General features: G+C 69.4%; 17 protein-coding genes. 8 read left to right on the forward strand and 9 right to left on the reverse strand.

Going from position 1 to position 25,152, the window contains the following annotated elements:
• The first annotated feature begins 46 nt into the window (after nt 1-46).
• Together ACGFNU_RS07905 and ACGFNU_RS07910 are read left to right on the forward strand one after the other, a co-directional pair.
• Entirely contained in the window at nt 47-1,135 is a 1,089-nt protein-coding gene (locus ACGFNU_RS07905) for an alcohol dehydrogenase catalytic domain-containing protein (protein ID WP_392591278.1), read from the forward strand.
• Nucleotides 1,136-1,244: 109 nt separating this feature from the next.
• Complete coding sequence (locus ACGFNU_RS07910) at nt 1,245-2,498, forward strand: cytochrome P450 (RefSeq protein ID WP_392591279.1); 1,254 nt, start codon at nt 1,245-1,247, stop codon at nt 2,496-2,498.
• Nucleotides 2,499-2,570: 72 nt separating this feature from the next.
• Here the strand turns inward: ACGFNU_RS07910 and ACGFNU_RS07915 are convergent, their stop codons facing one another.
• The 4 genes from ACGFNU_RS07915 to ACGFNU_RS07930 form a co-directional block, all read right to left on the reverse strand.
• Nucleotides 2,571-3,842 (reverse strand): cytochrome P450, encoded by a 1,272-nt coding sequence (locus ACGFNU_RS07915; RefSeq protein ID WP_392591281.1) that lies wholly within the window; start codon nt 3,840-3,842, stop codon nt 2,571-2,573.
• 50 nt (nt 3,843-3,892) lie between these two features.
• On the reverse strand, nt 3,893-4,786 hold the full coding sequence (locus tag ACGFNU_RS07920; protein ID WP_392591283.1) for an SDR family NAD(P)-dependent oxidoreductase: 894 nt from the start codon (nt 4,784-4,786) through the stop codon (nt 3,893-3,895).
• A 202-nt stretch (nt 4,787-4,988) separates the two neighbouring features.
• On the reverse strand, nt 4,989-5,984 hold the full coding sequence (locus ACGFNU_RS07925; protein ID WP_392591285.1) for an MBL fold metallo-hydrolase: 996 nt from the start codon (nt 5,982-5,984) through the stop codon (nt 4,989-4,991).
• Entirely contained in the window at nt 5,981-7,141 is a 1,161-nt protein-coding gene (locus ACGFNU_RS07930) for a steroid 3-ketoacyl-CoA thiolase (protein ID WP_392591287.1), read from the reverse strand. Before ACGFNU_RS07930 ends, ACGFNU_RS07925 begins: the two co-directional genes overlap by 4 nt.
• 119 nt (nt 7,142-7,260) lie before the next feature.
• On the opposite strand from ACGFNU_RS07930, the gene ACGFNU_RS07935 reads away from it, so the two are divergent.
• The gene (locus ACGFNU_RS07935) at nt 7,261-8,352 is read left to right on the forward strand and encodes a hypothetical protein (protein WP_392591288.1); all 1,092 of its coding nucleotides are present in this window, start codon (nt 7,261-7,263) and stop codon (nt 8,350-8,352) included.
• Nucleotides 8,353-8,367: 15 nt separating this feature from the next.
• Here ACGFNU_RS07935 and ACGFNU_RS07940 read toward each other — a convergent pair whose 3' ends face one another.
• Nucleotides 8,368-9,555, reverse strand: a complete 1,188-nt coding sequence (locus tag ACGFNU_RS07940; protein ID WP_392593441.1) for a cytochrome P450 — start codon at nt 9,553-9,555, stop codon at nt 8,368-8,370.
• Nucleotides 9,556-9,744: 189 nt separating this feature from the next.
• Between ACGFNU_RS07940 and ACGFNU_RS07945 the strand changes: the two genes are divergently transcribed.
• From ACGFNU_RS07945 to ACGFNU_RS07965, 5 genes are read left to right on the forward strand one after another with little or no spacing between them, the layout of a single operon-like run.
• Nucleotides 9,745-10,746, forward strand: coding sequence for a 3-oxoacyl-ACP synthase III family protein (locus tag ACGFNU_RS07945; protein ID WP_392591289.1), 1,002 nt, complete (start codon nt 9,745-9,747; stop codon nt 10,744-10,746).
• A 2-nt stretch (nt 10,747-10,748) separates the two neighbouring features.
• Nucleotides 10,749-11,501 carry a glycosyltransferase family 2 protein gene (locus tag ACGFNU_RS07950; protein ID WP_392591291.1) on the forward strand — a complete coding sequence of 251 codons (753 nt, stop codon included), beginning with the start codon at nt 10,749-10,751 and terminating at the stop codon, nt 11,499-11,501.
• Complete coding sequence (locus tag ACGFNU_RS07955; RefSeq protein ID WP_392591292.1) at nt 11,498-12,646, forward strand: cytochrome P450; 1,149 nt, start codon at nt 11,498-11,500, stop codon at nt 12,644-12,646. Before ACGFNU_RS07950 ends, ACGFNU_RS07955 begins: the two co-directional genes overlap by 4 nt.
• Nucleotides 12,643-14,148, forward strand: a complete 1,506-nt coding sequence (locus ACGFNU_RS07960; protein WP_392591294.1) for a class I adenylate-forming enzyme family protein — start codon at nt 12,643-12,645, stop codon at nt 14,146-14,148. Before ACGFNU_RS07955 ends, ACGFNU_RS07960 begins: the two co-directional genes overlap by 4 nt.
• On the forward strand, nt 14,145-15,197 hold the full coding sequence (locus tag ACGFNU_RS07965) for an NAD-dependent epimerase/dehydratase family protein (RefSeq protein WP_392591296.1): 1,053 nt from the start codon (nt 14,145-14,147) through the stop codon (nt 15,195-15,197). Before ACGFNU_RS07960 ends, ACGFNU_RS07965 begins: the two co-directional genes overlap by 4 nt.
• Nucleotides 15,198-15,207: 10 nt before the next feature.
• On the opposite strand, the gene ACGFNU_RS07970 is transcribed toward ACGFNU_RS07965, so the two are convergent.
• Genes ACGFNU_RS07970 through ACGFNU_RS07985 form a run of 4 tightly spaced genes read right to left on the reverse strand, consistent with a single transcriptional unit; the run spans nt 15,208 to nt 25,122 of the window.
• Complete coding sequence (locus ACGFNU_RS07970) at nt 15,208-17,349, reverse strand: DEAD/DEAH box helicase (protein WP_392591297.1); 2,142 nt, start codon at nt 17,347-17,349, stop codon at nt 15,208-15,210.
• Nucleotides 17,346-18,695, reverse strand: coding sequence for a BREX system ATP-binding protein BrxD (brxD, locus tag ACGFNU_RS07975; RefSeq protein ID WP_392591299.1), 1,350 nt, complete (start codon nt 18,693-18,695; stop codon nt 17,346-17,348). The genes ACGFNU_RS07970 and brxD overlap by 4 nt, the downstream gene beginning before the upstream one ends.
• The gene (gene pglZ / locus ACGFNU_RS07980; RefSeq protein ID WP_392591300.1) at nt 18,692-21,427 is read right to left on the reverse strand and encodes a BREX-2 system phosphatase PglZ; all 2,736 of its coding nucleotides are present in this window, start codon (nt 21,425-21,427) and stop codon (nt 18,692-18,694) included. Before pglZ ends, brxD begins: the two co-directional genes overlap by 4 nt.
• Nucleotides 21,424-25,122 (reverse strand): phage resistance protein, encoded by a 3,699-nt coding sequence (locus ACGFNU_RS07985; RefSeq protein ID WP_392591301.1) that lies wholly within the window; start codon nt 25,120-25,122, stop codon nt 21,424-21,426. Before ACGFNU_RS07985 ends, pglZ begins: the two co-directional genes overlap by 4 nt.
• Nucleotides 25,123-25,152 lie beyond the last annotated feature (30 nt).

Genomic DNA, 25,152 nt, shown 5'->3' on the forward strand with positions numbered 1-25,152 from the left:
CGCGTCCGATCACAGCGGGTCTGATTCGAGAGAGCGAGACACTCTGATGCGAGGTGCGGTACTGCACACCCCTGGCGGCGACGCCAAGCTCGACCTCCGCGACGACCTGGTGCTCGCCGGGCCGGACGCCGGCGAGGTCCGCATCCGGATCCGGGCCGCGGGCGTCTGCCATTCCGACGTGTCGGCGATCGCGGGCATCCTGCCGACGTCCGTGCCCGCCGTGCTCGGGCACGAGGCGGCCGGCGAGGTCGTCGAGGTGGGCGCGGGCGTGACCACGGTCGCACCGGGCGACCACGTCCTGATCAGCTTCGTGCCGGCCTGCCGGCACTGCCCCGACTGCCTGGGCGGCCAGCCCTACCTGTGCATGTCGGGCATCGGCGACGCCTTCGGCAAGGCGCCGTTCAAGTACGGCGAGACCGACGTGTTCCGGATGGCGGGCTGCGGGGCGTGGGCCGAGGAGACGGTGGTGCCCGAGAGCGCCGCCATCAAGGTCGACCCGGACGTGCCGTTCGACCTCGCCGCCATGATGAGCTGCGGCATCACCACCGGGGTAGGGGCGGCGCTCAACACCGCGAAGGTCGAGCCCGGCTCCAGCGTCGTGGTGATCGGCGCGGGCGGCGTCGGGCTGGCGGTCGTCCAGGGCGCGAGGATCGCCGGAGCCGCCACCATCGTCGCGGTCGACCCGCTGGAGGCCAAGCACGAGACGGCCCTGCGCTTCGGCGCGACGCACGCGACGACGCCCGACGGGCTCGCCGCGCTCCAGGCCGAGCTCACCGCGGGCCGCGGTTTCGACTACGCCTTCGAGGCGGTCGGCCGCTCGGCGACGCTGACCGCGGCCTGGGACGCGACCCGGCGCGGCGGCGACGTGGTGCTGGTGGGCGCCGGGGCGGTCGACGACCAGTGGTCGGTCGACATGTTCTCGCTGCTCTTCCTCGGCAAGAACGTGCTCAGCTCGATGTACGGGACGGCCGACATCGAGCGCGACACCCGCCGCTGGACGGACCTGTGGCGGCGTGACCGCCTCGATCTGGCCGGCGTCATCTCCGACCGGATCGCGTTCGAGGACCTCAACGACGCCGTCGCGGCGCTCAAGAACGGCACGGCGCTGCGGCAGGTGGTGATGTTCGACTCTTGATGAGACTGGGGTCTCATGCTAGAACCCGTTCTAGGCAGAGAGCCGAGCAAGCGATCGGTCGGGTGCCCGGGCCGGCACCGGGCGCCCCGCCGGTCCGAGAGGACCTCGCATGGCGCCCCAGTACGGCCGGTCCGGCCCGTCCCGCCCGCACATCGACATCATCGACCCCGATCTCTACGAGCGCGGGGGCATCCCGCACGATCAGTTCGCGTGGCTGCGGGACAACGATCCGGTGCACTGGCACGCCGATCCGAGCGAGACCGTGCCCGGGTTCTGGGCGGTCACCCGGCACGCGGACGTGGTGGAGGTGTCGCGGCGTGCGGACCTGTTCTCGTCGGCCGCACGGGGCGCGATGTTCACCGAGACGGAGCCCGAGGATCTCGCGCTCTACCGGATGATGATCCTCTACATGGATCCGCCCGACCACACCCAGCGGCGCAGCATGGTCAACCGCGGCTTCACCCCTCGGATGATCAAGCAGCTGGAGGGGCACGTCCGCGACATCAGCCACCAGCTGATCGACGCCGTGGCGGCCAAGGGCGAGGCCGACTTCGTCGAGGACATCGCCGCGCCGCTGCCCGCGTACGTGATCTGCGAGCTGCTCGGCGCGCCGGTCGAGGACCGCGAGCAGGTCTACCACTGGGCCGACAAGATGATCGCCTTCGACGATCCCGAGCTCGCGGGGTCACGCGATGTCGGCAGGCAGACGGCCGCCGAGATCTTCGCGTACGCGGGTGAACTGGCGGCGCGGCGCCGGGCCGACCCGTGCGACGACATCGCGTCCAAGCTGCTGCAGCCGGATTCGTCCGGCTACGCCCTCAGCGACGAGGAGTTCGCGCTCTTCGTGCTGATCCTGCTCGTCGCCGGGACCGAGACGACCCGCAACGCGTCGTCGGGCGGCATGCTCACGTTCTTCCAGCACCCCGGCCAGTGGGAGCGGCTCAAGGCCGACCGGTCGCTGCTCCGGACCGCGCCGGACGAGATCGTGCGCTGGTCGAGCCCGCTCAACCTGTTCCGGCGCACCGTCACGGCGGACACCGAACTGGGCGGCAAGCAGCTCAAGCAGGGGGACAAGGTCGTCGTCTTCTACCCGTCGGCCAACCGTGACGAGCGGGCGATCGACGACCCGTTCACGTTCGACATCGCCCGCGACCCCAACCCGCACATCGGGTTCGGCGGGGGAGGCCCGCACTTCTGCCTGGGCACCCACCTGGCCCGCCTGGAGCTGAGCGTCCTCTTCGAGGCCATCATGGACCGGATGCCCGACATCCGGCTGGCCGCCGAGCCGCGGCGGCTCCGCTCCAACTTCATCAACGGCATCAAGGAGATGCGGGTGGAGTTCCCGGCCAGCACCCCGCGCTGAAGTGCGAGAAAGCTGAATCGTGAGAAACAGGAGGGAGCGGAGTTGCCGCTCCCTCCTTCTCGTTGCTTATGCCTAGCCGCGCTTGCCGTGCGGCGCGGAGGGCGTGAAGCGGACGCGCATCTCCTTGACGCCGTTCACGAAGTTGGACCGCAGGCGGCGGGGCTCGCCGGCCGGCGCGATGTCCGGCATCCGGTCGAGGATCGCCTCGAAGAGGACCGAGAGCTCCAGCCGGGCCAGGTGGGTGCCCAGGCAGAAGTGCGCGCCGCCGCCGCCGAAGCCCACATGCGGGTTCGGGTCGCGGCCGATGTCGAACGTGAACGGGTCCTCGATCACGCGCTCGTCGCGGTTGGCGGAGCCGTAGAAGATGACGACCTTGTCGCCCTTCTTGATCTCCTGGCCGCCCAGCACGGTGTCCGCCGTGGCGGTGCGGCGGAACTGGTTGATGGGGCTCGTCCAGCGCACGATCTCGTCGGGCGCGGTGCGCAGCAGCGACCGGTCGGCCTTGAGCCGCTCCCACTGGTCGGGGTGCTCGAAGAAGGCGAGCATGCCGCCCACCGAGCCGTTCCGGGTGGTCTCGTGGCCCGCGATGATCAGCATCAGCAGGAAGAGCTGGAACTCCTCGATGCTGAGCCGCTCGCCGTTCTCGTCCGGCTGGAGCAGCGTGGTGGCGATGTCGTCGCGCGGCTCGGCCAGGCGCTCCTCGGCCAGCTTGCCGGCGTAGTCCATGAGCTCGCCCGCGAAGACCTTGGCCTTCTCCTTGGCCCCGGCGAGCTCCGGGTCGGCGAACCCGATGATGTAGTTGGACCAGTCGCAGATCTTCTGCCGGTCGTCCACCGAGGCGCCCAGCATCTCGCAGATGACGTACGCGGGCAGGTGCGCGGCGATGTCCTCGACGAAGTCGGCCTCGCCCTTGTCCACCACGTCGTCGATCAGCTCGTTGCAGATGTCGCGGATATGGCCCTCGAGCTGCTTGATCATCCGGGGCGTGAAGCCGCGGTTGACCTTGGACCGGTTCCGGGTGTGGTCCGGCGGGTCCTGGAACAGCATCATCATCCCGTAGAGCAGGACCTCGTCATCGGTGAACTCCTCGTACATCGAGGTGCGCACATGGCTGGAGTACAGCTGGGAGTTGCGCGAGACGGTGACCACGTCCTCGTGGCGGGTGACCGCCCAGAAGCCGGGCACGCCCTCGTTCAGGTCGCGATGCCAGTGGACCGGGTCGTTGTCCCGCAACCAGGTGAACTGCTCGTGCGGGATGCCTCCCTGCTCATAGATGCTCGGGTCGATGATGTCGATTACCGGAGTCGGCAGGGCGGGGGCAGGGGAACCAGACGCTGCGGCCATGAGGGATCCATCCAAGGGAGGTGGGACGGGGCGGTGGCGAGGAACGGGGGTCAGTCGAACTTCAGGGCCGCGGCGGCGCTGAAGCCCGCCGAGCCGGTCGAGATCTTCGGGCCGAGCGCCTCGGCCAGCCCGGCGGCCGTCCAGACGCCGTCGGTCGTGACCTGGTGCGCCACCGAGGGCGGCGCCATGACCGCGACCCGGCCGCCGTACGCCACGAACACCTGGCCGGTGACCTGCTCGGCGGCGGGCGAGGCCAGGTAGGCGACCAGCGGCGCCACGTGGTCCACCGAGAGCGGGTCGGGCCCGTCCTCGGGCGGCGGGCCGAACACGTTCGCGGTCATGTCCGTCCGGGCGCGCGGGCAGATCGCGTTGGCGCGCACCCCGTACCGCCCGCAGGCCTGCGCGGTCGACAGGGTCAGCGCGGCGATGCCGCCCTTGGCCGCGGCGTAGTTCGGCTGGCCGGGGGCTCCCAGCAGGAACGCCTCGGAGGCGGTGTTGATGATGCGGGCGTAGACCGGCCCGCCCGTCTCCTTCGACCTGCTCCGCCAGTACGCGGCGGCGTGCTGCGAGGTCACGAAGTGCCCCTTGAGGTGGACGCGGACGACCGCGTCCCATTCCTCCTCGGACATGTTGAAGAGCATCCGGTCCCGCGTGAACCCCGCGTTGTTGACGACGACGTCCAGCGAGCCGTACTCGGTGAGCGCGGTCTTGAGCAGCCCCTCGCCCGTGGCCCAGTCGGCGATGTCGCCGGGATGCGCGGTGGCCTCCCCGCCCGCGGCGCCGATCTCCGCCGCGACGGCCTGGACGGCGTCGGCGTGCAGATCGTTCAGCACCACGCGGGCCCCGGCCGCGGCCAGCGCGAGGGCCTCGGCCCGCCCGAGCCCGGCGCCGGCACCGGTGACGATCGCCACCCTGCCCGCCAGGCCCACTCCCTCTCGGCTCACTGGTCTCCCCTCTGGAGGGCGGGCACGTCGCGCCACGTGCTCGCCGGATAACCGGTGGTCAGGTCGTGAATTGAGCGCTTGCTTGGTCGATCTTCTATAGAACGAGTTCTAACATGAGACTCCAGTCTCATCAAGGGTCTAGACGTGAGAGTGACATGCGTCGCAGTCGGCTCCCGGGGGTTTGCGGACGGTGCGATCCGGCCTAGCCGAGGCTGAAGCGGATCGGGTCCCCGGTGCCGTCCCGGCGGGCCACGCCGCGCCGTTCCAGGACGCGCAGGTGCGCGGCCGCCTCGCCCGCGGCCATCTGGCGGGCGGTGAGGTCCATCGCGTCCCAGCCGTGGCGCCAGCGCATGCCCGCGGCGAGCCGCCAGAGCGTGGCGGGCTCGGGCGAGAGCAGCTTGGTGACCTCGGTGAGCCGCTCCTCGTGGTGCCCGATGATGGCGTGCGCGCGTTCGGCGAGGCCGTGGAAACGGTGCTGGTGGGCGGGCAGCACCTCGCCCGCCGCGAGGCCGGCGACCCGGTCGAGCGAGCCGAGGAAGTCGCCCAGCGGATCCACGTCCGGCAGGTCGTACGGGTAGAGCCCGATGTGCGGGGTGATCCGCGGCAGGACGTGGTCGCCGGTGAAGATCCGGTCGCCGTCCTCCAGATGCAGGCAGATGTGGCCGGGCGAATGTCCCGGCGTCCACACCACCCGGAGCTTGCGGCCGGGAAGGTCCACCAGCTCGCCGTCCGCGAGCTCGCGATCCGGCTCGGCGGGCGGGTCGACGTGCTCGCGCGCCGAGTGGGAGGCGAGATCCTCCTCCTCGGCCCCGGCGCGGGCGAGCGTCCCGCGCACCCAGCCGCGCTCGGCGTCCTGCTCGACCATGCCGCGGAAGAGCCGGATGATCTCGGCGTCGGCGTGGTGCATGGCGACCCACGCGCCGGACGTCTCGCGCACGCGGCCCGCGAGCCCCGCGTGGTCGGGGTGGTAGTGCGTGACCACCACGCCGGACACGTCCGCCACGTCCATGCCGAAGGTGGCGAGCCCGTCGCGCAGCGCCGTCCAGGCGTCCTCGTGCTCCCAGCCCGCGTCCACGAGCACCGGCCCGCGGGGGCTCTCCAGCGCGTAGACCAGTGTGTACGCGAGCGGATTGCCGGGGATCGGGACCGGGACGCTCCAGATCCCCCCGCCGAGATCCTCAGGTACCGGAGAATTCACGCGCGCTCAAGGATCGTCGCCGTGGACAGGGCACCGCCGCAGCACATCGTGACCAGCGCGGTGTTCGCGTCGCGGCGTTCGAGCTCGTGCAGGGCCGTGGTGATCAGGCGGGCGCCGGTGGCGCCGACCGGGTGGCCGAGCGCGATGGCGCCGCCGTTGACGTTCACCTTGTCCATGTCGGGGGTGTGGACGGACGCCCAGGAGAGCACGACGGACGCGAACGCCTCGTTGATCTCGGTGATGTCGATGTCGTCCATCGTCATCCCGGCGCGGGCGAGGACGCGTTCGGTCGACTGGATCGGGCCGTCCAGGTGGTAGTACGGCTCGGAGCCGACGAGGGCCTGGGCACGGATGCGGGCGCGCGGGCGCAGACCGAGCTCGCGGGCCTTCTCCTCGGACATCACGAGAACGGCGGCGGCGCCGTCGGAGATCTGCGACGAGGTGCCGGCCGTGTGCAGGCCGTTCTCGCCCATCACGGCCTTGAGCTTGGCGAGGCCCTCCTTGGTGGTCTCGCGCAGGCCCTGGTCGCGGGTGACGGTCCGGGTCTCGCCGGTGGGCGCGTCCTCCCCGTCCAGCACGGGCGCGTCGATGGGGGCGATCTCGCGCTCGAACCGGCCGTCGGCCCACGCCTTGGCGGCCAGCTGCTGCGAGCGGGCGCCGAACGCGTCGAGGTCGTCGCGGGTGAGGCCGCGCCGCTGGGCGATCCGCTCGGCGGCCTCGAACTGGTTGGGCATGTCGATCGACCAGTCGTCCGGCCGGGGCTTGGCCGGCAGGACGTTGCTGCCCAGCGGCGCCCGGCTCATCACCTCGACGCCACAGCCGATCGCGACGTCCACCGCGCCGGCGGCGATCTGGGACGCGGCCAGGTGGACGGCCTGCTGGGCGGAGCCGCACTGGGCGTCGATCGTGGTGACGCCGGTCTGCCAGGGGAGACCCGCGTACAGCCACGCGTACCGCCCTACGTGGCCGCCCTGCTCGCCCGCCTGCGTGACGCACCCGGCGAAAACCTGTTCCACTTCGGCGGGGTCGGTGCCGGCCCGGTCCAGCAGCGAACTCATGGCATGCGCGAGGACGGCCTGCGCCTTGAGTCCCGCCAGCCAGCCATTACGTTTGCCGAGCGGAGTGCGTACCGCCTCGACGATCACCGGGGTGCCCATGCGGTCTCCTTCTAGAACGTGATTCACCGATGACTATAACGTGTTCTAGTTTCATGAAGAAGTCCAGATTTCCGGCGGCGGCCTGTGATCCGTTCAGGGGGGTTGCGCGTCTATGTGGCATGTCTCCCGATCCTGACCAGCCGGTATTCGACGAGGACTTCGTCAAGGGCGCCTCCTTCACCGAGCCCTCCGCCCGGGAGCGCGGCCGGGCACCGGGCCGCCTGGAGCGGCGGCGGGACCGGCGCCGGGCCCGGCGGGCGCGGCGGGCGGAGCGCAAGACCGAGAAGCTGCTGTACGGCGGATCGGCGGGAGCCGGCTACGCGTCCGGGGCCGGCTACCGCGCGAGCGGCCGGACGAGGATCGCCGCGTACGTCCTGATCGGCGCGGTGCTCGTGGCGGTGATCGGCGGCGCGGTCTGGGAGCAGACCCTGAAGGGCGACGGCGGCGGGGGCGAGCCGAACATCACGATCACCGACATGGACCCGTTGCCGAGCGACCGGCCCTCGGTGAACCCGGCCGATCCGTTCGCCGGGACGCCCGCCGCGAGCTACGCCGACGGCGACGCGGGCATCGTCATGCCCGTCCCCAAGGCGATGAACGGCCTGTCGGCGGACGACCTGGGGCTCGCCTACGGCTTCGTCAAGCAGACGATCGTCGCCGCGAACCTCGATCCGCGCGTCCTCTTCGGGAACGAGACGGGCCCGTTCACCAAGCCCCTCCAGCCCGACCAGCGTGACGACGTCCTCAAGAGCCTGAAGCGCAAGGGCGACGGCAACCTGCGGGCGTGGATGAACATGTTCGCCCCCGGCACCGCCGAGCAGGTCGGCACCGTCATCAAGGTGCACGGCGCCGTCAAGGCTGAAAAGGCCACGCGGCAGGGCAACAAGGGTGTGCTGGTCAAGTCGGACCACAACTTCGTCTACGCCGTCCAGAAGCCGGGCAAGCCCGACACCCTCATACGCGTGATCGTCCGCCGGACCCACGAGATCTTCGTCTATCGCGAGGGCGCCAAGGTCACGTTCTGGCAGTACGAGTCCGGACGCAGCCCGGCACCGGCCGAATGCGACTCCAAGGACGGCTACATCCACCCGTCCTACCCGGCCGACCGGAGGGCGGAGGACGTGCAGCCGAGCGGCGCGCCCGAGGACCCGTACGACATGTCCAGGGCGCCGGAGTTCGACGGGGGCTGCGGCCGGGTGCAGCCGGTCTAGCCGGTGGTGACGGATCTAGCTGGTGGTGACGTTGAGGCTCGCGTACGTGGGGACGAGCACGCGGCGGGCGGCCTGGCGGGAGACGACGCGGTAGGGGCGGCCCGTGCCGAGCAGCGTCTCCAGCATCCGGGTCACCTGCGTGCGCGCGACCGCGGCGCCCAGGCACAGATGGCGGCCCGCGCCGAACCACAGCTGCCGGGTCTCCGGGACGTACTCCCGCCGGATGTCGAACGGGCCCGCGCCGTTGTCGGCCAGGTAGGTGAGCAGGAGGACGCGGTCGCCCGCGCGGAGGTCGCGTCCGCCGACCGTGACGTCCCGGGCGACGTGGCGTCCGATGACGGGAGCGGGGGTGGCGACGCGGAGGCCCTCGCGGACGGCGTTCGCCATGAGCGCCGGGTCGGCGAGCAGGAGTTCCTGCTGGCCGGTGTCGTGCAGTAGCGCGACCGTACGGGACGTGCCGGACGCGCCGGTCTCGGTGCCCGCGATGGCCAGGAGGGTGGCCAGGCCGCGGGTGAGCGGCAGCCCGAGGTCCATGTCACGGCAGCGGCCGAGGATCGTGTCCGGCCCGGCGGTGCGGTAGGCGTCGTCGACACCGATCGTGATCTCGCCGACGATCGTCCGCGCCTCGTCGATGATCTCGGACGCGAGATGGGTGGAGGCCGTCGTGCCCATGGCGAGCCCGGCCAGGCGCTCCCCGGCGGCGAAGAGCCGGCGGTACGAGTCGTCCGTCCGGTGCTCGCCCGGCAGCCCGAGCAGGTCGGCGACCAGGCGCCCGGCGAGGACGCGGGTCGCGTCGGCGACGTCGACGGTCTCGCCCGTGGCGAGCCGCGCGCCCAACGCCCGGTAGTGCGCGCCCTGGGAACGTTCGACCAGCGTGCGGGCGCTGTCCTCGGTGAAGAGGCCGCGGGCGCGGGTCCGCATCTCGGCGTGCCGGGCGCCGCCGAAGAACTGCGCCATGTCCGGGCCGAAGAGCTGGGTCCAGAGGTGCCCGACGCCGCCCTCGCCGGCCATGCCGAAGCAGGTGTGATCGTTCAGCACACGGCGGGCCAGCAGGGGGTCGGTCACCACCCAGCCGAGCCGTGGCACGCGCGCGATCGGGCCGGTCTGCCGGGCCGCCTGGAGGAGCGCGTAGAGCCCCCGGTTGCCGGCCCACAACAGCCGAGCCTCATGCCGCGCCGCGGCCCTGCCGTTGTTGATCTTCATGCTGGTCACACGATGATTGTGCTGGTCCCGGCAAGGGCGATCGAATGGGAGATATCACTCAATCGGTATGAGTGGTGGTACTCACCCCGGGTTCCGTAGGGTCTCCCTCGTCGGCGGGGGGCGTGGTCGGTGAGGCTGAATCCCGACATCACGGAAATGCCGATCTTTACCTCCGGGGGACATCAGCCCATGAGAGCCCGTATCGCCGGCGTTACGGCGTACCTGCCGGAACGCACGGTCACCAGCGCCGAGGTGGAGGCGCGCGTCGCGGCCGAGAGCGGCGGGTTCCGGCCGCTGCCCACGATCGTCGAGCGGATGACGGGGATCCGCACGCGGCACGTCATGCGCGACGACCAGCAGGCGTCCGACCTCGCGGTCGAGGCCGCGCGCGAGCTGCTCGCCGGCCGGGGCGCGACGCCGCGCGACCTCGATCTGCTGATCTTCGGCTCGGCGTCGCAGGACCTCATCGAGCCCGCCACGGCGCACATCGTCGCGGCCAAGCTCGGCGCGACGTGCCCGGTCTTCGACGTGAAGAACGCCTGCAACAGCTTCCTCAACGCGCTGCAGATGGCCGACGCGCTCATCCGCACCGGCCAGCACGAACGGGTGCTGGTCTGCGGCGGCGAGACGCCATCGCGGGCGATCCGCTGGAACGTGCGCGACCGGGCGCAGTTCGTGGACGCCTTCGCCGGTTACACGCTGTCGGACGGCGGCGCCGCGATGCTCGTCGAGGCCGCGCCGGACGGGGGGATCTTCTACCGCGACTTCGCCGCCGTCTCCACGGCCTGGGACATCGGCACGCTGCCGGCGGGCGGGTCGATGCATCCGCGCGACCCGGAGTTCTCCTACTTCAGCGGGGACGGGCGGCGCCTCAAGGACGCGTTCCTCGACCACGGGCCGGAGCTCTTCGAGACCGCGCTGGAGAAGAACGGCCTGACCTGGGACGACTTCGCCATCATCGCCGTTCATCAGGTGACGCTGCCCTATCTGGAGGTGCTCCGGAGCGTCCTCGGCATCCCGGCGGAGAAGCTGGTGGTCACGCTGCCTGAGCATGGAAACGTCGCGTCCGTGACGCTGCCGTTGCAACTCGCCACGGCGCTGGAGGAGGGCCGGTGCGGGCCGGGCGACCGGGTGGCGCTCATCGGGCTGGCGGGCGGCGTCAGCCTCGGCGTGACCTTCGCGGAGCTGTGACCATGGATCTCTGGGTGGTCATCCCCGCGTACGACGAGGAGCGCTCGATCGGCGCCACGCTGCGGCGCCTCAGCGAGCAGACCGACGCCGACTTCACCCTCGTGGTCGTCGACAACGCCAGCACGGACGGCACGGCGGCGGTCGTCCGGGCGTTCGGCGACGAACACCCCAAACTCGACCTGCGGATCGTCCACGAACCGGAGAAGGGGACGGGCGCGGCGGCCGACTCCGGCATCCGGCACGCCATCGCCGCCGGCGCGACCCATATCGCCCGCACCGACGCCGACTGCCTGCCGGATCATGACTGGATCGCGGCGGTGAAGCGGGCGTTCGACGAGGGACTGGAAATGATCAGCGGGCCGCTGCGGCCGCGCACGGACGAGTTCGCCCTGAAGTTCTGGGAGCGGCGGCTGCTGCCCGCCGTGGTCGGGCTGGCCGCGAGGTTCGGCCGGTTCCGGCCCGGCAACCAGGACCCCCTGTACCTCGGGCCGTACGTGATGATGCCCGGCTGCAACGTCGCGATCAGCGCCGACCTGTACGAGCGGGCCGGGGGCTTCCCGCGCACGAGGATCGAGGACGTGCACGAGGACCGCGCGCTGGTCAACCGGGTGCGCGAGCTGACCACGGCCTACGGGCTGCGCAAGGACATGACGGTGTACGGGTCGGTGCGGCGGCTGCGCGCGTACGGCCTGGTCGGGACGCTCGGCTGGTACGCCGACCACCGGTATAAGCCGGACGTGGTGGACATCCGATGAACTGGGAGCGGAGGCTCTACCTCACCGCGCATCCGTTCGCCTACCCGCTGCTGCGCGGGCTGGCGCGGCGCGGCCCCGTCGTCCGGGTGCCGCGGCTGGGAGTCGTGGTGAACGACGCGCGCCTCGCCCGCGACGTCCTCATGGACGGCGAGACGTTCCGCAAGGACGGGCCGGGCTCGCCGGGTGACCTGTGGACGCCGATCCTCGGGCCGTCCGTCCTGCTCAACATGGAGGGCGAGGGCCACCGGGCGCTGCGGCGCCGCCTCACCGGCCTCTTCACGCCGTCGTACGTCGACGGCCTGTGCGCCCGGATCCTCGCCGGGCCGCTCGCGCGTCTGACCGATCGGCTCGCTGAAGGCGGCGAGGTCGACCTCGTCGACACCATGCGGGTCATGGCGGGCACGGTGATCGGGGAGGTCATCGGCCTGGAGGCGACGTCGGACGACGACTACCGGGGCCTCTTCGAGCAGGGCGAGGAGATCGTCTCGATGGTCTCGTTGCGGACGCGGCGCTTCTCACCCGCGCAGCTCGAACGGGCGAAGGCGGTGCTCGACCCGCTCGGGGACATCGCCGCCAAGGCGTACGCGGCGGGGGACGACAGCACGGTGATGGGCCGGATGCGTGCCCTCGGCCTGTCGGAGGACGAGGCGCGCGGAGCCGCCGGGGCGTTCTTCCTGACCGGCACCGAGACCGTCGCCACGCTGGTGCCGCGCCTGGTCGCGCTCCTGCACGACTCCGGCTCCCTGTCCCGCGTCGCCGCCGAGCCGAAGCTGCTCGACCGTGCCATCGACGAGGCGATGCGCGTGACCACGCCGACGCCGGTGATGTTGCGAAGCGTGCACGGATCCGTCCAGCTTGGCGGCGTCGCCGTTCGCCCAGGCGATCGAGTGCTGATCGCCACGCACAACTGCTGCCGCGCGTACGGCCCGTTCGACCTCGACCGCCCGCATCCGCCCGAACTGCGGCGACTGTGGTTCGGTGCCGGGCCGCACTTCTGCCTGGGCTATCCGCTGGCCATGGCCGAGATACGCGCAGTCGTCCGTGCGCTGCTGGCCGCCGGGCCGCTGGAGATCACGCGGCGGGAGGCGGCGCGCGGCGTGCTCATCCCGACGTACCGCCGCTTCGTCGTCCGGGAGGCGGCGTGACCCTCGTACGGCAACTGCTGGACCAGGCGGAGCGCACACCCGAGGCCGTGGCACTCGTGGCAGGGGACGGCACTGAACTCACCTACGGCGAGGTGCGCCGCCAGGTGCTCGCCGTCCGTCATGGACTGCTGGCGAACGGGCTGGAGCCTGGCGACGGGATGTTGTTCTCGGTGCGGCCCTCGCCCGAGTCGCTCGTGCTCGCTCTGGGCGTGGTCGCGGCGGGCGGCGTCGTGGTCTTCGCCGACCCGGGCGCGGGCTCGGAGATGTTCGAGGCGCGCCTGCGACTGGCGCGTCCGCGTTGGTCGGCGGCGGAGTCTCTGCTGTACGCGGCGAGCAGGCTTCGCCCAGTACGTGCGTACGCGCGCCACCGAGGACTCCTCCTGCCGAAGCTAGCCGACCTCCCCATGCGCCACCTCTACGTAGGCCGCCGCCTCCCAGGCGTGCCGCGGAGCGCGCTCTCGTTCACCACCCTCATCCAAGGGAACGCACCCGCCGTCGACCTCCCGGACGATCCAGACGCCCCAGCCGCGGTGATCTTCACTTCAGGTACCACCGCGAACCCCCGTGCCGTCGTCCACACACAATCATCACTGGCCGCCGCGCTGGAGCTCTTCCGCGCCCGGCTGCCGCTGGGCCCCGGCGACATCGTCCACACCGACCAGCTCATGCTCGGGCTGCCGACCCTGATCTCGGGCGCGCGATGGTCGATGCCGCCGCTCTTCTGCTCGGCCGCCGACTTCGCCCGCCAGCTCCATGAACGAGGCGCCACGCACACGTTCTGCGTCCCCGTCCATCTGGCGGAGGTGCTGGACGAGGCGCCCGAGCTTCCCGAATCCCTACGATACGTCCTCCTGGGGGCGGCCCCCGCGCCCGCCGGAGTATTGCGGCGCGCGGTCTCGGCGGCACCTACCGCCGAGGTCCTATCCGTCTACGCGATGACAGAAATCCTTCCAGTAGCGATCGCGTCAGCAGCGGAGAAGCTGGCCCACACCGAGTCAGGCGCCGACGGAGACCTCCTGGGCGCCCCGCTCCCCGGAGTGGAAATCTCGATCGCCGAGGACGGCGAGCTCCTGCTCTCCGGGCCCAACCTCTGCAGCGGCTACCTGGGCGACGAACCCCTCAAGGAACTCCCGACCGGAGACCTGGCCCGCCTCGACGAACGAGGCCTCGTACTCATGGGCCGCAAGAAGGACATGCTGATCCGCGGCAAGTTCAACCTCTACCCGGGGCTGTACGAGCCCGCCATCGCCGCCCTCGACGGAGTGACCGACGCGGCGATCATCGGCCTGCCCGACCCCGAGACCGGCGACGAACAGGTGATCTTGGCCGTGGTGGGCGCCCCCGGCATCGCCGACCGCCTGCGGCGGCGGCTCCCCAACGTGATCGACCACGACGCCCTGCCGGACCGCATCCTCGTCCTGCCCGATTTGCCTCGGTCGGGCCGAGGCCGCAAGCTCGACCGGGACCTGCTGCGGGAGCTGGCACGAGGAGGAAAAGCGTGAAGGTCGCTGTGACGGGGGCCTCCGGCTTCGTCGGGGGAGCGGTATGCCGGGCGCTGACGGACCAAGGCATCGAGACGCTGGCCTTCGGCCGCCGCCCCGAGGTCGCGCCCGGCCACCTGGGCGGCGCCGCCTACCGTTCGTGGGACCTCACCAAAGGCGAGCTTCCCGACGCCCCCGAGGTCGACGCGGTGATCCACTGTGCGGGAACCGTCACCGACTGGGGGCCGGCCGCCGAATTCTTCGCGACCAACCTCGGCGGCACCCGCAATGCCCTCCGGACCTTCCCCGGCGCCCGCTTCGTCCACGTGAGCACGGCCAGCGTCTACGACCCGAACCGCCCCACCATCATGGCCACCGAAGCCGAAGCGCCTCCGGCCGGCCGCTCTGCTGTCCGAGGGGGGACGACCCCCCACACCCCCCGGAGCGGGAGGGAGGCGGCTCCGCCGCCGGAGATCCGGTATCTCAACGCGTACGGCGCGTCCAAGATGGCGGCGGAACGCGCCGTTTTCTCCGTCATGCGGGGCCATGGCCCGGCTCCCTGGGGGCGCGGCCGCCCCCGCCGCGAGGCGATCATCCTGCGCCCGCACGCCGTCTACGGTCCTGGCGACACCACGCTCCTGCCCCGCGTCCTCTCCTCCGTGCGCGGCCCGGTCCTGCCCGCCACCGGGCGCGGCGGGAACCTGGTCAGCCTCACCTCGATCGGCAACCTCGTCGACGCCTGTCTCCTCGCGGCCTGCGGCCCGGCCGGCACCGGCGTCTACAACGTGACCGACGCCGAGCCGGTCGCCCTCCGCGACGCGCTCCGCGAGATCCTCGCCGAACGGAACATCAAGGCCCGCCCGATCTTCCTGCCCGCCCGCGCCGTCCGTCCCCTCGCGACGGCGGTGGAGGGCGCCTTCCTCCTGACCCGCCGGCCCCACCCGCCGCGCCTCACGCGCTACGCCGTGAGTCACCTCGCGGTGGAGCGCACGCTCGACATCACCGCCGCCCGCGACGTGCTCGGCTACGACCCCAAGCCGACCTCCTTCGCCGGCGCCGCCGACTGGTAGCCGCCCCCGCTCACGGATTCGACAGGAAGCGGTGCGGCTCCGCCAAAACGAGCTGGGCCCCCGGTAGGTCGGCGATCCGTGCCGAGATCGTGTATTCAGCGAGGTGACGTGGCAGCGCTGCGCTGAACTTCAGTCCTTCCAAGGCGGCGTCCTCTGCATGAGGCAGGCATGGATGATCGCGAGCACCCTCGAGCGCAGCTTCCCAATCCGCTCGGTTCAACTCGCTGTGAAGGCGGATCGAAAAGTCCTCGACGCGTTGCCCAGGGTCAGTGACTGAGCTCAGGGTGGTCTTGAGGGTGGCGTTTGCTCGGTACCCGGCCCAGGTCCACCAGCGAAGGTCACCTCCCGACCGGACGATCACTGTGCCCACTGGATCGATTGTGTCGAGGGCGTCTTCGCGGACGGAGGAAAGCAGCAGTTCAGCCCTTCGTGTCATGCGGACCGGGGGATCCGATCCAAGGAGAACCTCACGAACTGCACGGGCCAGCGCGAAGGACACGCCGCTCAATCCCGGGACGATCCAGCGTGCCTTTCCGCCTCCATCGGCAGGGTCAACGTAACATCTGCGCCGTTTCCAATCGATCCAGCCGACACGCCAGCTCCGTCCCGCCAGGAGGAGAAGTCGAGGACCATCGACCTTCTCGGTCAGCAGAGCAGGATCAGTACGACCTATCTCCTCACGACCCGCTAGGACAGTGAACTCGGGAGGCACGGTAAAAGCCGTGGTGAGTTCCATGAAGTGGCGGCGGCCGAACCGTTTCTCTGCCTCGGGTCCGACAAAAAGCAGGCCGTTGTCCGAGTCGAGAAAGCCTTGCGCAACGAGGTGTTCGACGATCGGCGTTGCCGGCTTGCCGAACGGGCCGAACTCCCCCCACCACTGCGGCCACAGGTTTGTGCCGACTCTCTGCTCCTGAAGGGCCAACGCCAGGACCTGCTGAGCAACGATATGGCGAGGATCTGGTGGCGGGATGACCGGCTCCACCCACCCTCGAGCCCAAAGCAAGAGCAACCCTGCCGACTGAAGGAACCCGCCTTCGTCCAGAGCGAGGAAGAGACAGTTGCGCACGGCGCCGGGACGCCGTCCAGCACGGCCGAATCGCTGGAGAAACGAAGCGACCGACCTTGGCGCGTTGATCTGGATCACCCGGTCGAGGTCGCCCACATCGATACCGAGTTCCAGCGTGCTGGTCGAAACGATGACGCAGTCCCGTGCTTCGGCGAACGCCTCTTCCGCCCGACGACGCTCATCTACGGCGAGGGACGCGTGTGAAAGAAAGGTCGTGACCCCCCGCGCTCTCAACGCGGCGCCGAGCTCCTCGACGAGCTTCTTGGAATCGCAGAAGACCAGCCGTTTCTCACCTTGGTGCAATGCGGCGATCACCTTGGCCGCATTGGCAACGGATCCGACATGGTCGAGCTGTACGTCTCCCGACGGTGAGGCTGCGGAAGGCAACTCAGCGACGATGGGATGACTGGTCGGGTTGGCTGTGACGGAGAGACCTGGCGCGAGGATACGACCTGTTCTGGAGGACACGGCCGAGCCTTCGAGCCAGGCCATCAGTTCGGTGGGATTGCCCACCGTTGCGGACAGGCCGACTCGTTGGAGAGGCCTCCCGGAGATTCGCGTCACCCGTTCGAGCACACCCAGCATGTGCCAGCCACGATCGTCGGCCGCGAAAGCGTGCACCTCATCGACCACGACGGCCCGCAGGGCCGAGAACCAGCGGCGGTGATCGACTTTCGTGCTCACCAGCATCGACTCCAGGGACTCCGGGGTCGTGAGCAACAGATCAGGTGGGTCCCGTAGGAGGTGTACACGGCCGCCGGAGGTCACGTCTCCGTGCCAGACCGCGGCACGACGCCCGACCCAGCCGGTGTACGTCTCGAGACGTGGCAACAAGTTGTTGAGCAGGGCCTTCAGCGGTGCCAGGTAGAGCAGCGAAGGCGCACCCCATCCGCCCGCTGACATCCGGGTCAACAGCGGGAAGACGGCGGCCTCGGTCTTACCGCCTGCGGTCGGCGCGAGCAGGAGCGCGTCCTCACCGGCGATGAGAGGCTCGACAGCGGTCTCCTGAAGTGGGCGGAGCCGACTCCATCCCAGCGAGTTGACGATGTGGTGCGCCAGGGAGGGATGGAGTGCGTCGATCGTCATGGCCCGTCGAGGTCCAGCGTGATGGCGTCGGCGTCGGTGGCCCGCTGGCTCCAAGCGTTACGCTCGACTTCGGTCAACTCCGCCGTGGTCAGTGTCAGAGCGTAGTGCTCGCGGGGGTCGAAGTCGTCGAACTGGTCCACACGATCCAGGACCTGTTCGACGAGCTTTCGGAGGAAGATTCTCGGCGCGATTCCGATCTGTCCCCCGAGTTCGCCGGTGACGGCGAGCGCCAGTTGTTCCACGTACTGATCGTCGACCGTTGACCTGACTCGGGGACTCGCGCCCGAACCGTAGAGGTCACGGACGACGAGCCCCAGCCGCACCAGTTTGGCCAGGTCGAAACCGGTCAGGCGAATCTGCGCCGCTCGCGGGTTGTCGAATCGCGGATCGCCGAAATCGCTTGCCAGCCGCTGAGCCAGAGGAGCCAGTCGTTGCACGCCCTGGCGTCCCTCATAGAAGGCCGGGGTTCCGGTGATCATCAGGTAGAGCCCGGGAAAGCGGCCGCCGTCGATTTCGTCGATTAGCTGCCGCAGAGAGTTCAGCCCCTTCTCCCGGACGTCACTGCGAACACGCTGCAGGGTCTCGATCTCATCCAGGACCAGCAACAGCCCGGGATGGCCGGAGTCCCGGAGGACGGTCAGCAGGCCTTGAAGGAAACCCAGAGCGCCGAAATGATCAAGATCGCCCTTCACCCCGGCGGCCCGTTTGGCCGCGGCGGCCACGTTGGGCTGGCCTCCGATCCATGCGATCAGGCCCTCGGCGATGGCGGTGTCTTCGGCCAGCCTCGCCCTGCGATAGGCACGGAGTGCGGCGGCGAAGGCCGGGGTCGTCCGGGCGACGGTGGTCAGACGTTGTTCGAGGAGATCGTCCACACCTTGCTGAAGAGCGACGGGATCAGGCATGCCCTGCGCATCAGCTGGGACTGTTCCGGATGCGAGAACGTCCTCCTCCAGCGTGTAGAACCAGCCGTTGATGATTTCCCGGAGGGCGCTCGGCCGATGCGAGGATGTGGAGAGCCGCTCGACCAGCCGCCGGTAAACGGTCTCCAGCCGGTGCAGAGGAGTCTCGGCCTCGGAGATCTGTATCTCCGTTACAGCGAATCCTTGCCGTTTTACGCGCTCAGCGAGCCAACGGGAGAAGAACGTCTTGCCTGAGCCATATTCTCCGCGCACCGCTTTGAAAACAGCGCCGCCCCCGGCGACGGTCGTCAACTCCTCGTCCAGAGCGTTTTCGAAGCGCTCCAGGCCCACTGCGAACAGGTCCAGCCCGGCCTGCGGCACCGTGCCACGCCGCAGCGCGTCGATGACCTCGCGGCGCCGGGCGGCGCTGACCTGCGCAGGGCTCATGACGATCCCAAGAACTGCAGCGACAGTAGCCGGACATCCAGCTCCACGGTACGTCCGGCGTCACCTTCGGCGATCACCTGATAGCCGTCGACGTTGAGAAGCCTGCCGACGGCGGACAGGAAACCGGCCATCCTGAACGACGGTTGGCCGATCAAGGCGGCGGCTGCCGTGGTGGGCAGCTTCCCCCCGGCCTCCGCCAGTGCGTCGATCAAGGTGGCCACGATCTCGTCGGCGGGCGGTTTCCTGACGAATTGTTTCTGCGCGGCGTACAGATCGGATTGGACCACCCTGGTGCCTGTTCCAGATGCGGCCGCCGACGCTTCTCCGATGCTGAACAACGCTCCGTCGTCGGTGGCTGATGCCGGTTCTGCTTGCAGCGGCAGCGACTGGGCGGGAGCGGCCTGTGCGGGTAGCGGATTCCACCAGAGCGGTTCGTGCAAGCCCGCATTGTCGTACTCGAACCAGCCTTTCGGCGCTGGAACGTCAGAGGGCATGAAGACCAGAACAGGAACGACCATCTCGGCAGGTGACGCTCCGCCGTGATAACCGGCACGCCGCGGCACATAGCGGATTCGCTCGTCCCACGGCACGGTGACCTCCTTTCCCGTGGCCAAGACACGCGGGCCCTGAATCCGCAGCTCTCCCTCGCCTGGATCACCGGAGCGGAACCGTGCCGATTCGGCCTCCATGAGACGGTTGCCGTCGCCGAAATCCCGGACATGCCCGTGGTCGGAAGTGAGGATCACCGGTCGACGGGCCGCTGCTGCCGCACTGAGCAACCTCGGAAGGTAGTCGATCTGATGGAGCCGCCATGTCGGTGCGTTGACGCGGTGGTCGTCGCTCAGAGCGTCGTCAATGGTGTTCAAAACGACACCGACGACCACGCTCGTATCCTGCAGGGAAGCCTGCAGTTCGGCGTTCAGATCAGCGCCCGGTCCGGTGCCCAGCCCTGCCTTATGGAACAGCGCACTCTGCCGGCCCCTCCAGAGAGCCGAGAATCCACTGCGCTCATGCGATTGGCCGCCGGACGTGAGTTTCCCGCAGAGGAGACTGGCTCGTGAGAATACGGTCGTGGACGGGATGGTGACGATCGCGGGCTCTCGCCCGTCCGTTTCCCGTCCCACTTCGCGCCACTGACGGTGAGCAGAGATTTCTTCGGCCAGCGCACAGGCGTCGGCGCCGCTCATGCCATCGAGAACGATGATCAGTGGGGCCCCGCGCTCGGCGACCGGTCTGGCGATCTGTGCGAGCAGGTTCTCGACCAGCAGCAGGCGTTCGGGGGCGGCGGACGCGGACGTCCAGGCGGCCAGCCGATCCGCGAACACCCGGTCGAGTTCCGCTCTCCGCGCTCGCACCGCCTGGAAGGCCGCGGTGTAAGCGGCCTCGGCCATCAGCACTCGGCTGGTATCGGGACTGAACACGGTCGCGGAGGCGCGATCCACCCAACTCCATTGGCGGATGTATCGGGACGCCCCCTCCGCGACAGTTGCCGGTGGTACTTCGGGGCTGGCGAGCCATCGAACGAGCCGTACCGCAGCCTCAGCCGTTTCGATCTCAGCCGCTCGGCCACCCGCCCGGCGGTGCTCGTGGAGCGCCTCCAGCGCCGTCTCGACCTCGCGGAGGTCGATCGTACGAGGCGCGGGGAGTACGGCCAGCAGTTTCGTCGCCAGGACGGCCAGCCGCGCATCGAGACCCGCGTCGAGCACCTTGCTGCCACCCGCGAGATCGACGGCCCGGAGTTCGGCGAGGATCTGCTCTGCCCGGACACAGGCTGATCGAGCCTCGTTCTCGTGGCCGTTGTCGTTCCAGCGAAGGGTGAGTGACTCGGCGGCCTCGGCGAAGGCCAGCAGGGTTGCTTCACCCGGGGCGTCACCACCGAAATATCGTTCTTCGGCCCGGACCCGGGCCTCGTGAACGATTTTCCGGCGCCTGGCGGTCGGCGCATAGAGCTCCGCTGCCGCCAGCCCGAAGGGCACGGCATCGCCTACCTGTCCACTTCCGAGCAATCGGAACACGACTCGCGCCACGGGCCCGATGGATGACTCCAGAGAGCTGGCGAGTCCGACGCGCTCCTGCTCAGACAGGGCGAGGAAGCGACTGACTCGCAGCTCGTCGCGGCTCCACTCCAGCAGGGCGGCCGCGTCCAGCCGTTCGTCCTCATCCTTGCCGAGCCGCACGGCGGCCAGCTTGCGTAGAACGGCATCGAGTTGCAGGACGGGGCTGTTGACTCGCTTCCATCCTGCCGCTGGTTGAGCGTCGAGAAGCGCTTCAGCCATCCAGCGGAATTCCTTCGTGCTGAGCCGCGGATCGAGACGCCGCGTTCCGAAGGCCTCCGCTACCAGGTCCCACCGGTTGATCGAGCGGACTTCGTTGCCGAGCGCCTGAGCCAATACGGAGTCGCCCAGTTCACGGCCTTCCCAGGGAGTGAGGACGACTAGGAACGTGTCGAGATCCTGGGGCTCGTCGAGCGCGTCGAGGACGGAAAGCACGGTCGGACAAGCCCGTACGACCGCCGTCACGTCCTTGTCATCCTTGCCCGGACGGACAGCGATCTCTCGCGGGCCCCGCCAGTTGGGTGCGGCCCTCAGCAAGAGCACCCGCTCCTGGCCGGTGGTCTCCCCGTATTTCTCGCGGTGCATGGCCGCTTTGCGGAGCGCATGCCGAAGCGCGCCCTCCACCACGCCTTTGTTGGCTTCGGGAAGGGAGCTCTGGACGGTGGATCGCTGACTCATCGCGCCACGATCCGCCAACTGATCTCAAAGGTGGCTCCATCATGATCGTCGGCACTGCGGCGCAGTTCGTCGAGCACCGCGGCGACGTCACCGGCCGCGACCGTACGGGTCACCAACGCGGGTCCCGGTCTGGGACCGGGATCCGGCGGCAGCGGGGGAGGCGGCTGCGGGCCCGGATCGGTCTCGATAAGAAGTCTTTCCGCACCGTCCTGGATTTCGATGAGCTTCTTTTTGAGCGGCACGCTGTACTCGTCGTGCCGAGCGGCGCTGTGCAGTTGCTCCAGCAGCGCGACCGCCTGGTCCTTCCTCGGATCGGTGCCTTCGGCCACGGCCGGAAGGCGATCGAGAATGCGCCATCGCAGCGAGGGGATCACGGCCACCAGATCGCGAGCACTTTCAAGCGCGACCCGGTAGATGTCGCCGTCCGCATGCAGGTCGGCTCCGGCCAGAGCCTTGAGCAGCTTGGTCGGATCGGTGGTACCCGCGAGCTGGTTGAGCAGCTTCGCACAGGATCGAGCGGTGACCAGCCGGGGCGCGTCATTGTCCAGGCCCAGTGTGTCCTGATGTTCCTCCAGGAGCCTCACCAGCGTCTCCGCCGTGGTGACAAGGTCGCCGCTCTGGGTGCGGATCACGCTCGCCACGGCCTGGACGGCACGAGCCGTGTTGACCGGCTGCCGTGCCGCCTTGAAGATCGCGGCGGCGCGCTCGTCGGCCCGTTCGAACTCCTCTTCGCTGGGGAGCTCCTGGCGGCGCAGCACCATGTCGGACTCGATCTGGCCCGGCTCCTGCGGCGGGATCGGCCGCCCGGCGCGAAGCCAGGAACGGTTGTCCTGGAGCGCGTAACAGGCGACGACAAGGTCGACCACCAGTGGAGGAAGGCCAGGCTGCTCGTCCAGGACCCAGCGCCGGGCGTCGCCGACCTTGACTTCGAGCGTGGAACGACCGGCCTGACCCGCTCGCCGCGCCAGCGTCATCTTCCATTCGTCCTTCAGGACGAAGACCTCGGTGACGTCGGCGATACCAGCCGGTGCGGCGATGCGTTTGAGTACCGCGACGTCGGCCCGAGGCACCTCCAGGCGTCCGGTACGGGTCTGGGACGCCTGCTCCACGGCACGGAGCACGGTGGTCAGCTCGCTCTTTCGGATCACCTGACGACGGCCCATCGGGTCGAAGTCGGGATGCTTGGGGTAGGCGTGGTCGAGCAACTGCGCGCAGAGGCGCTGGAGAGCATCGCCGAATTGCAGGCCCGCAGGCGGGCGCAACTCCAGGCGCGAGTCCATCGCGATGATCGGATCGTCCGATCGGGCCCCGAGATCGGCGTCGTCCGGGCTGGCGAGGCCATAAGCCCGCCGCAGCGCCTCCACCAGTTTGGTGGTGAGGGCGGATTGGCGGGCCTGCAACTGGGTGCGGGCGTGGTGCCGGTCGTCGGCCGTCAGCATGGCCGTCAGCTCGTCCAGCCGGTCGCGGCGTTCCAGCAGATAGTTGATCCGGACCAGGTCACCGAGCTCGATCATCCGCGCCTTGGACAGGAACGAAGGAACCCAGGCCAACGTCAGTGGCCGGTCAAGCTTCTCCTGGAGCTCTCGCAACCGCAGACGGTCCTCGGCCGGGCCGTGGTCGCCCTCGTCGAAGGGGTAGTCGACAACGACGCGCACGGCGCCGGGGAACTCGGGAACGAACTGCCCGTCAGCGAGCCGGTCGCGATCGCGAATGTTGTCGAAGACGAGCTCGATCGTGCGATCGGTGCCCTTCCACACCATCGGCCGGGTGGTGACGAACTCGCCGCGTTCCTGGGCCTCGAACTCCTTCCACAGGAGGTTCTTGATCAGACGGCGCTTGGCCGCGTCGTCATCGACGTTGACGACACTCCGCAGGATTCCGGCGGTGTCCACCCGGATGAGCGAGACCTCGACCACCGGGTCATCTCCGCCCGACACCTGGAACTCGCCGAACTCACCGGCCAGGTCCCGAAGGGTCTTGGACACGACCGACCGGTCCTGTCCGGGGAGCATGGTCGCGATGGAGCCGTGGTTCAACGCCGCCAGCCGTCCGGCCGTCAGCGACCGCAACGCGGGCACGTTCGGTACCAGCGCGGCGAGCAGCAGTGTTTTGATCACCAGGTCGTCGGCCCGGAAGGCGTGCCGTGACGGCAGATCCGGCAACTGCTCGACGGTCAACTTGTGCTTGGCGAGCAGGTAGGGGAGCAACCGGCCGTTGTAGAAGTTCTTGGCCTGTTCGAACTCCGAGCGCAGCTTGTCGGTGAACGGACGGTCACCGCCGGCCGCCAGCACGTCATAGATGGCGCCGATCGGCATCAGCTGACCCACCGGAAGGACGTCGCGGTAGTTGACCAGCAGTTGCTGCATCAGCTTCAGCGCGGTGCGCTGCCTTTGCAGGGCCGAGGAGATGTCCACCATCGCATGCAGGAAGGCGGGACTGAACGGATAGGTGGCACGGAACGCCTCGACGTCCGAAGCGCCGCCCTGTGCGTCGAGCAGCACGTCCCACACTTCGGGCCGGGTGGCGGTCGTGCGCTCGAACGCGGCGTTCAGCTCGCCCTCCGCACCGGGAGTGTCGGGGTTGCGCTGGAGCAGCCGGACCTTGACGATCGCGGGGAGGTTGCGGTCCTCCAACTTGATCAGGTCGAAGCGGCCGTCCCAGTATTTGAGGGTGTCGAAAAGGCTCGCGGTCGTGGCTCCCGCCACGTCCCGGCCCACGAGATCCCGGAGGTCCCGCTGCCGCGGGACGAAGCTGACGATGGGCGCGGGCCGGTCATGCTCGGCGGACTCGACGAGCTTGGACACCTTCTGCGCCTCGGCCTGAACGCGCTCGATCTTTCCGATGTATCCAGACAGCCACAACACCAGCTCGTCCAGTAGAAGCACGATGGCGTCGTAGCCGAGGACGTTCTTGGCGTGCCGACTGATCTCAGACAAACCCCGGTCGAGATCGATGAACGCGTCGGTGCCGCTCACCGCCTGCGCGTATCTCTTGAAATGGCTTCCGAGCAGGTCGCTGACCAGCCGCTGGCGTTCTTTGTCCCCTGGCAGGGCTGCCAGTGCGGCGTCGAGGGTGGACGAATCCCAGGTGGCCGCGTCCCATTCCTCGTCCCCGGCGGTAGCAGGGGTCATCCCCGCGATGAACGCCTCGTCCCCGAGCGTGACGCGGAGCTCACGAGCGTCCGCGAGGAGGCCCTCATCCCTGTAGACCGCGGGCAGGGGAGCGTCTGGATGCAGTTCGCGCACGTGCCGTACGTAGCCACCGAGCACCGCCGACTCCAGAGAGACGGCCTCGATCATGTGATACGGAACGAGAAGGAAGCGCCGGTCTTTCAGCCAATCCCGATGCTTGCCGACGACCTCCCGCAGGCCCTCTTTCTCCAGAGCTTCCGGCTGGTGTCGTAGGACAGCGTGAAGAACGGCCATGAAGTGGCTCTTACCGGACCCGAACGAGCCGTCCAGGTACACGGCACGCGATTGACGCCCCTGCACCGCCGACTCGATGACGCTGAGTGCCGACTCAAAGCAGCCCTTGAGCTGATCGGTGACCACGTAGTCGTCGAGCGTCGAGCCCTCGCCCACGCCCTGGGAGAGCTTGAGGACGAAGTCCCCGGCATGCACACGTTCCGGGATCTTGATCAGGTCGCGCAGCAGTTGAGCCGTCATCGTGGTCCCGTCCACACTCCGTTCCGTCACTTGCCGCAGATTGTCCCAGGACAACCGTCC

Source organism: Spirillospora sp. NPDC048911 (assembly GCF_043198015.1).
Classification (GTDB): Bacteria; Actinomycetota; Actinomycetes; order Streptosporangiales; family Streptosporangiaceae; genus Spirillospora.

What these genes read in the sequence shown, in the direction of transcription:
- ACGFNU_RS07935 (WP_392591288.1), top strand. Translation starts at nt 7,261, where the DNA reads ATGTCTCCCGATCCTGACCAGCCGGTATTCGACGAGGACTTCGTCAAG.
- ACGFNU_RS07955 (WP_392591292.1), top strand. Translation starts at nt 11,498, where the DNA reads ATGAACTGGGAGCGGAGGCTCTACCTCACCGCGCATCCGTTCGCCTAC.
- ACGFNU_RS07930 (WP_392591287.1), bottom strand. Translation starts at nt 7,141, where the DNA reads ATGGGCACCCCGGTGATCGTCGAGGCGGTACGCACTCCGCTCGGCAAA.
- pglZ (WP_392591300.1), bottom strand. Translation starts at nt 21,427, where the DNA reads ATGAGTCAGCGATCCACCGTCCAGAGCTCCCTTCCCGAAGCCAACAAA.
- ACGFNU_RS07905 (WP_392591278.1), top strand. Translation starts at nt 47, where the DNA reads ATGCGAGGTGCGGTACTGCACACCCCTGGCGGCGACGCCAAGCTCGAC.
- brxD (WP_392591299.1), bottom strand. Translation starts at nt 18,695, where the DNA reads ATGAGCCCTGCGCAGGTCAGCGCCGCCCGGCGCCGCGAGGTCATCGAC.
- ACGFNU_RS07940 (WP_392593441.1), bottom strand. Translation starts at nt 9,555, where the DNA reads ATGAAGATCAACAACGGCAGGGCCGCGGCGCGGCATGAGGCTCGGCTG.
- ACGFNU_RS07970 (WP_392591297.1), bottom strand. Translation starts at nt 17,349, where the DNA reads ATGACGATCGACGCACTCCATCCCTCCCTGGCGCACCACATCGTCAAC.
- ACGFNU_RS07950 (WP_392591291.1), top strand. Translation starts at nt 10,749, where the DNA reads ATGGATCTCTGGGTGGTCATCCCCGCGTACGACGAGGAGCGCTCGATC.
- ACGFNU_RS07915 (WP_392591281.1), bottom strand. Translation starts at nt 3,842, where the DNA reads ATGGCCGCAGCGTCTGGTTCCCCTGCCCCCGCCCTGCCGACTCCGGTA.
- ACGFNU_RS07910 (WP_392591279.1), top strand. Translation starts at nt 1,245, where the DNA reads ATGGCGCCCCAGTACGGCCGGTCCGGCCCGTCCCGCCCGCACATCGAC.
- ACGFNU_RS07945 (WP_392591289.1), top strand. Translation starts at nt 9,745, where the DNA reads ATGAGAGCCCGTATCGCCGGCGTTACGGCGTACCTGCCGGAACGCACG.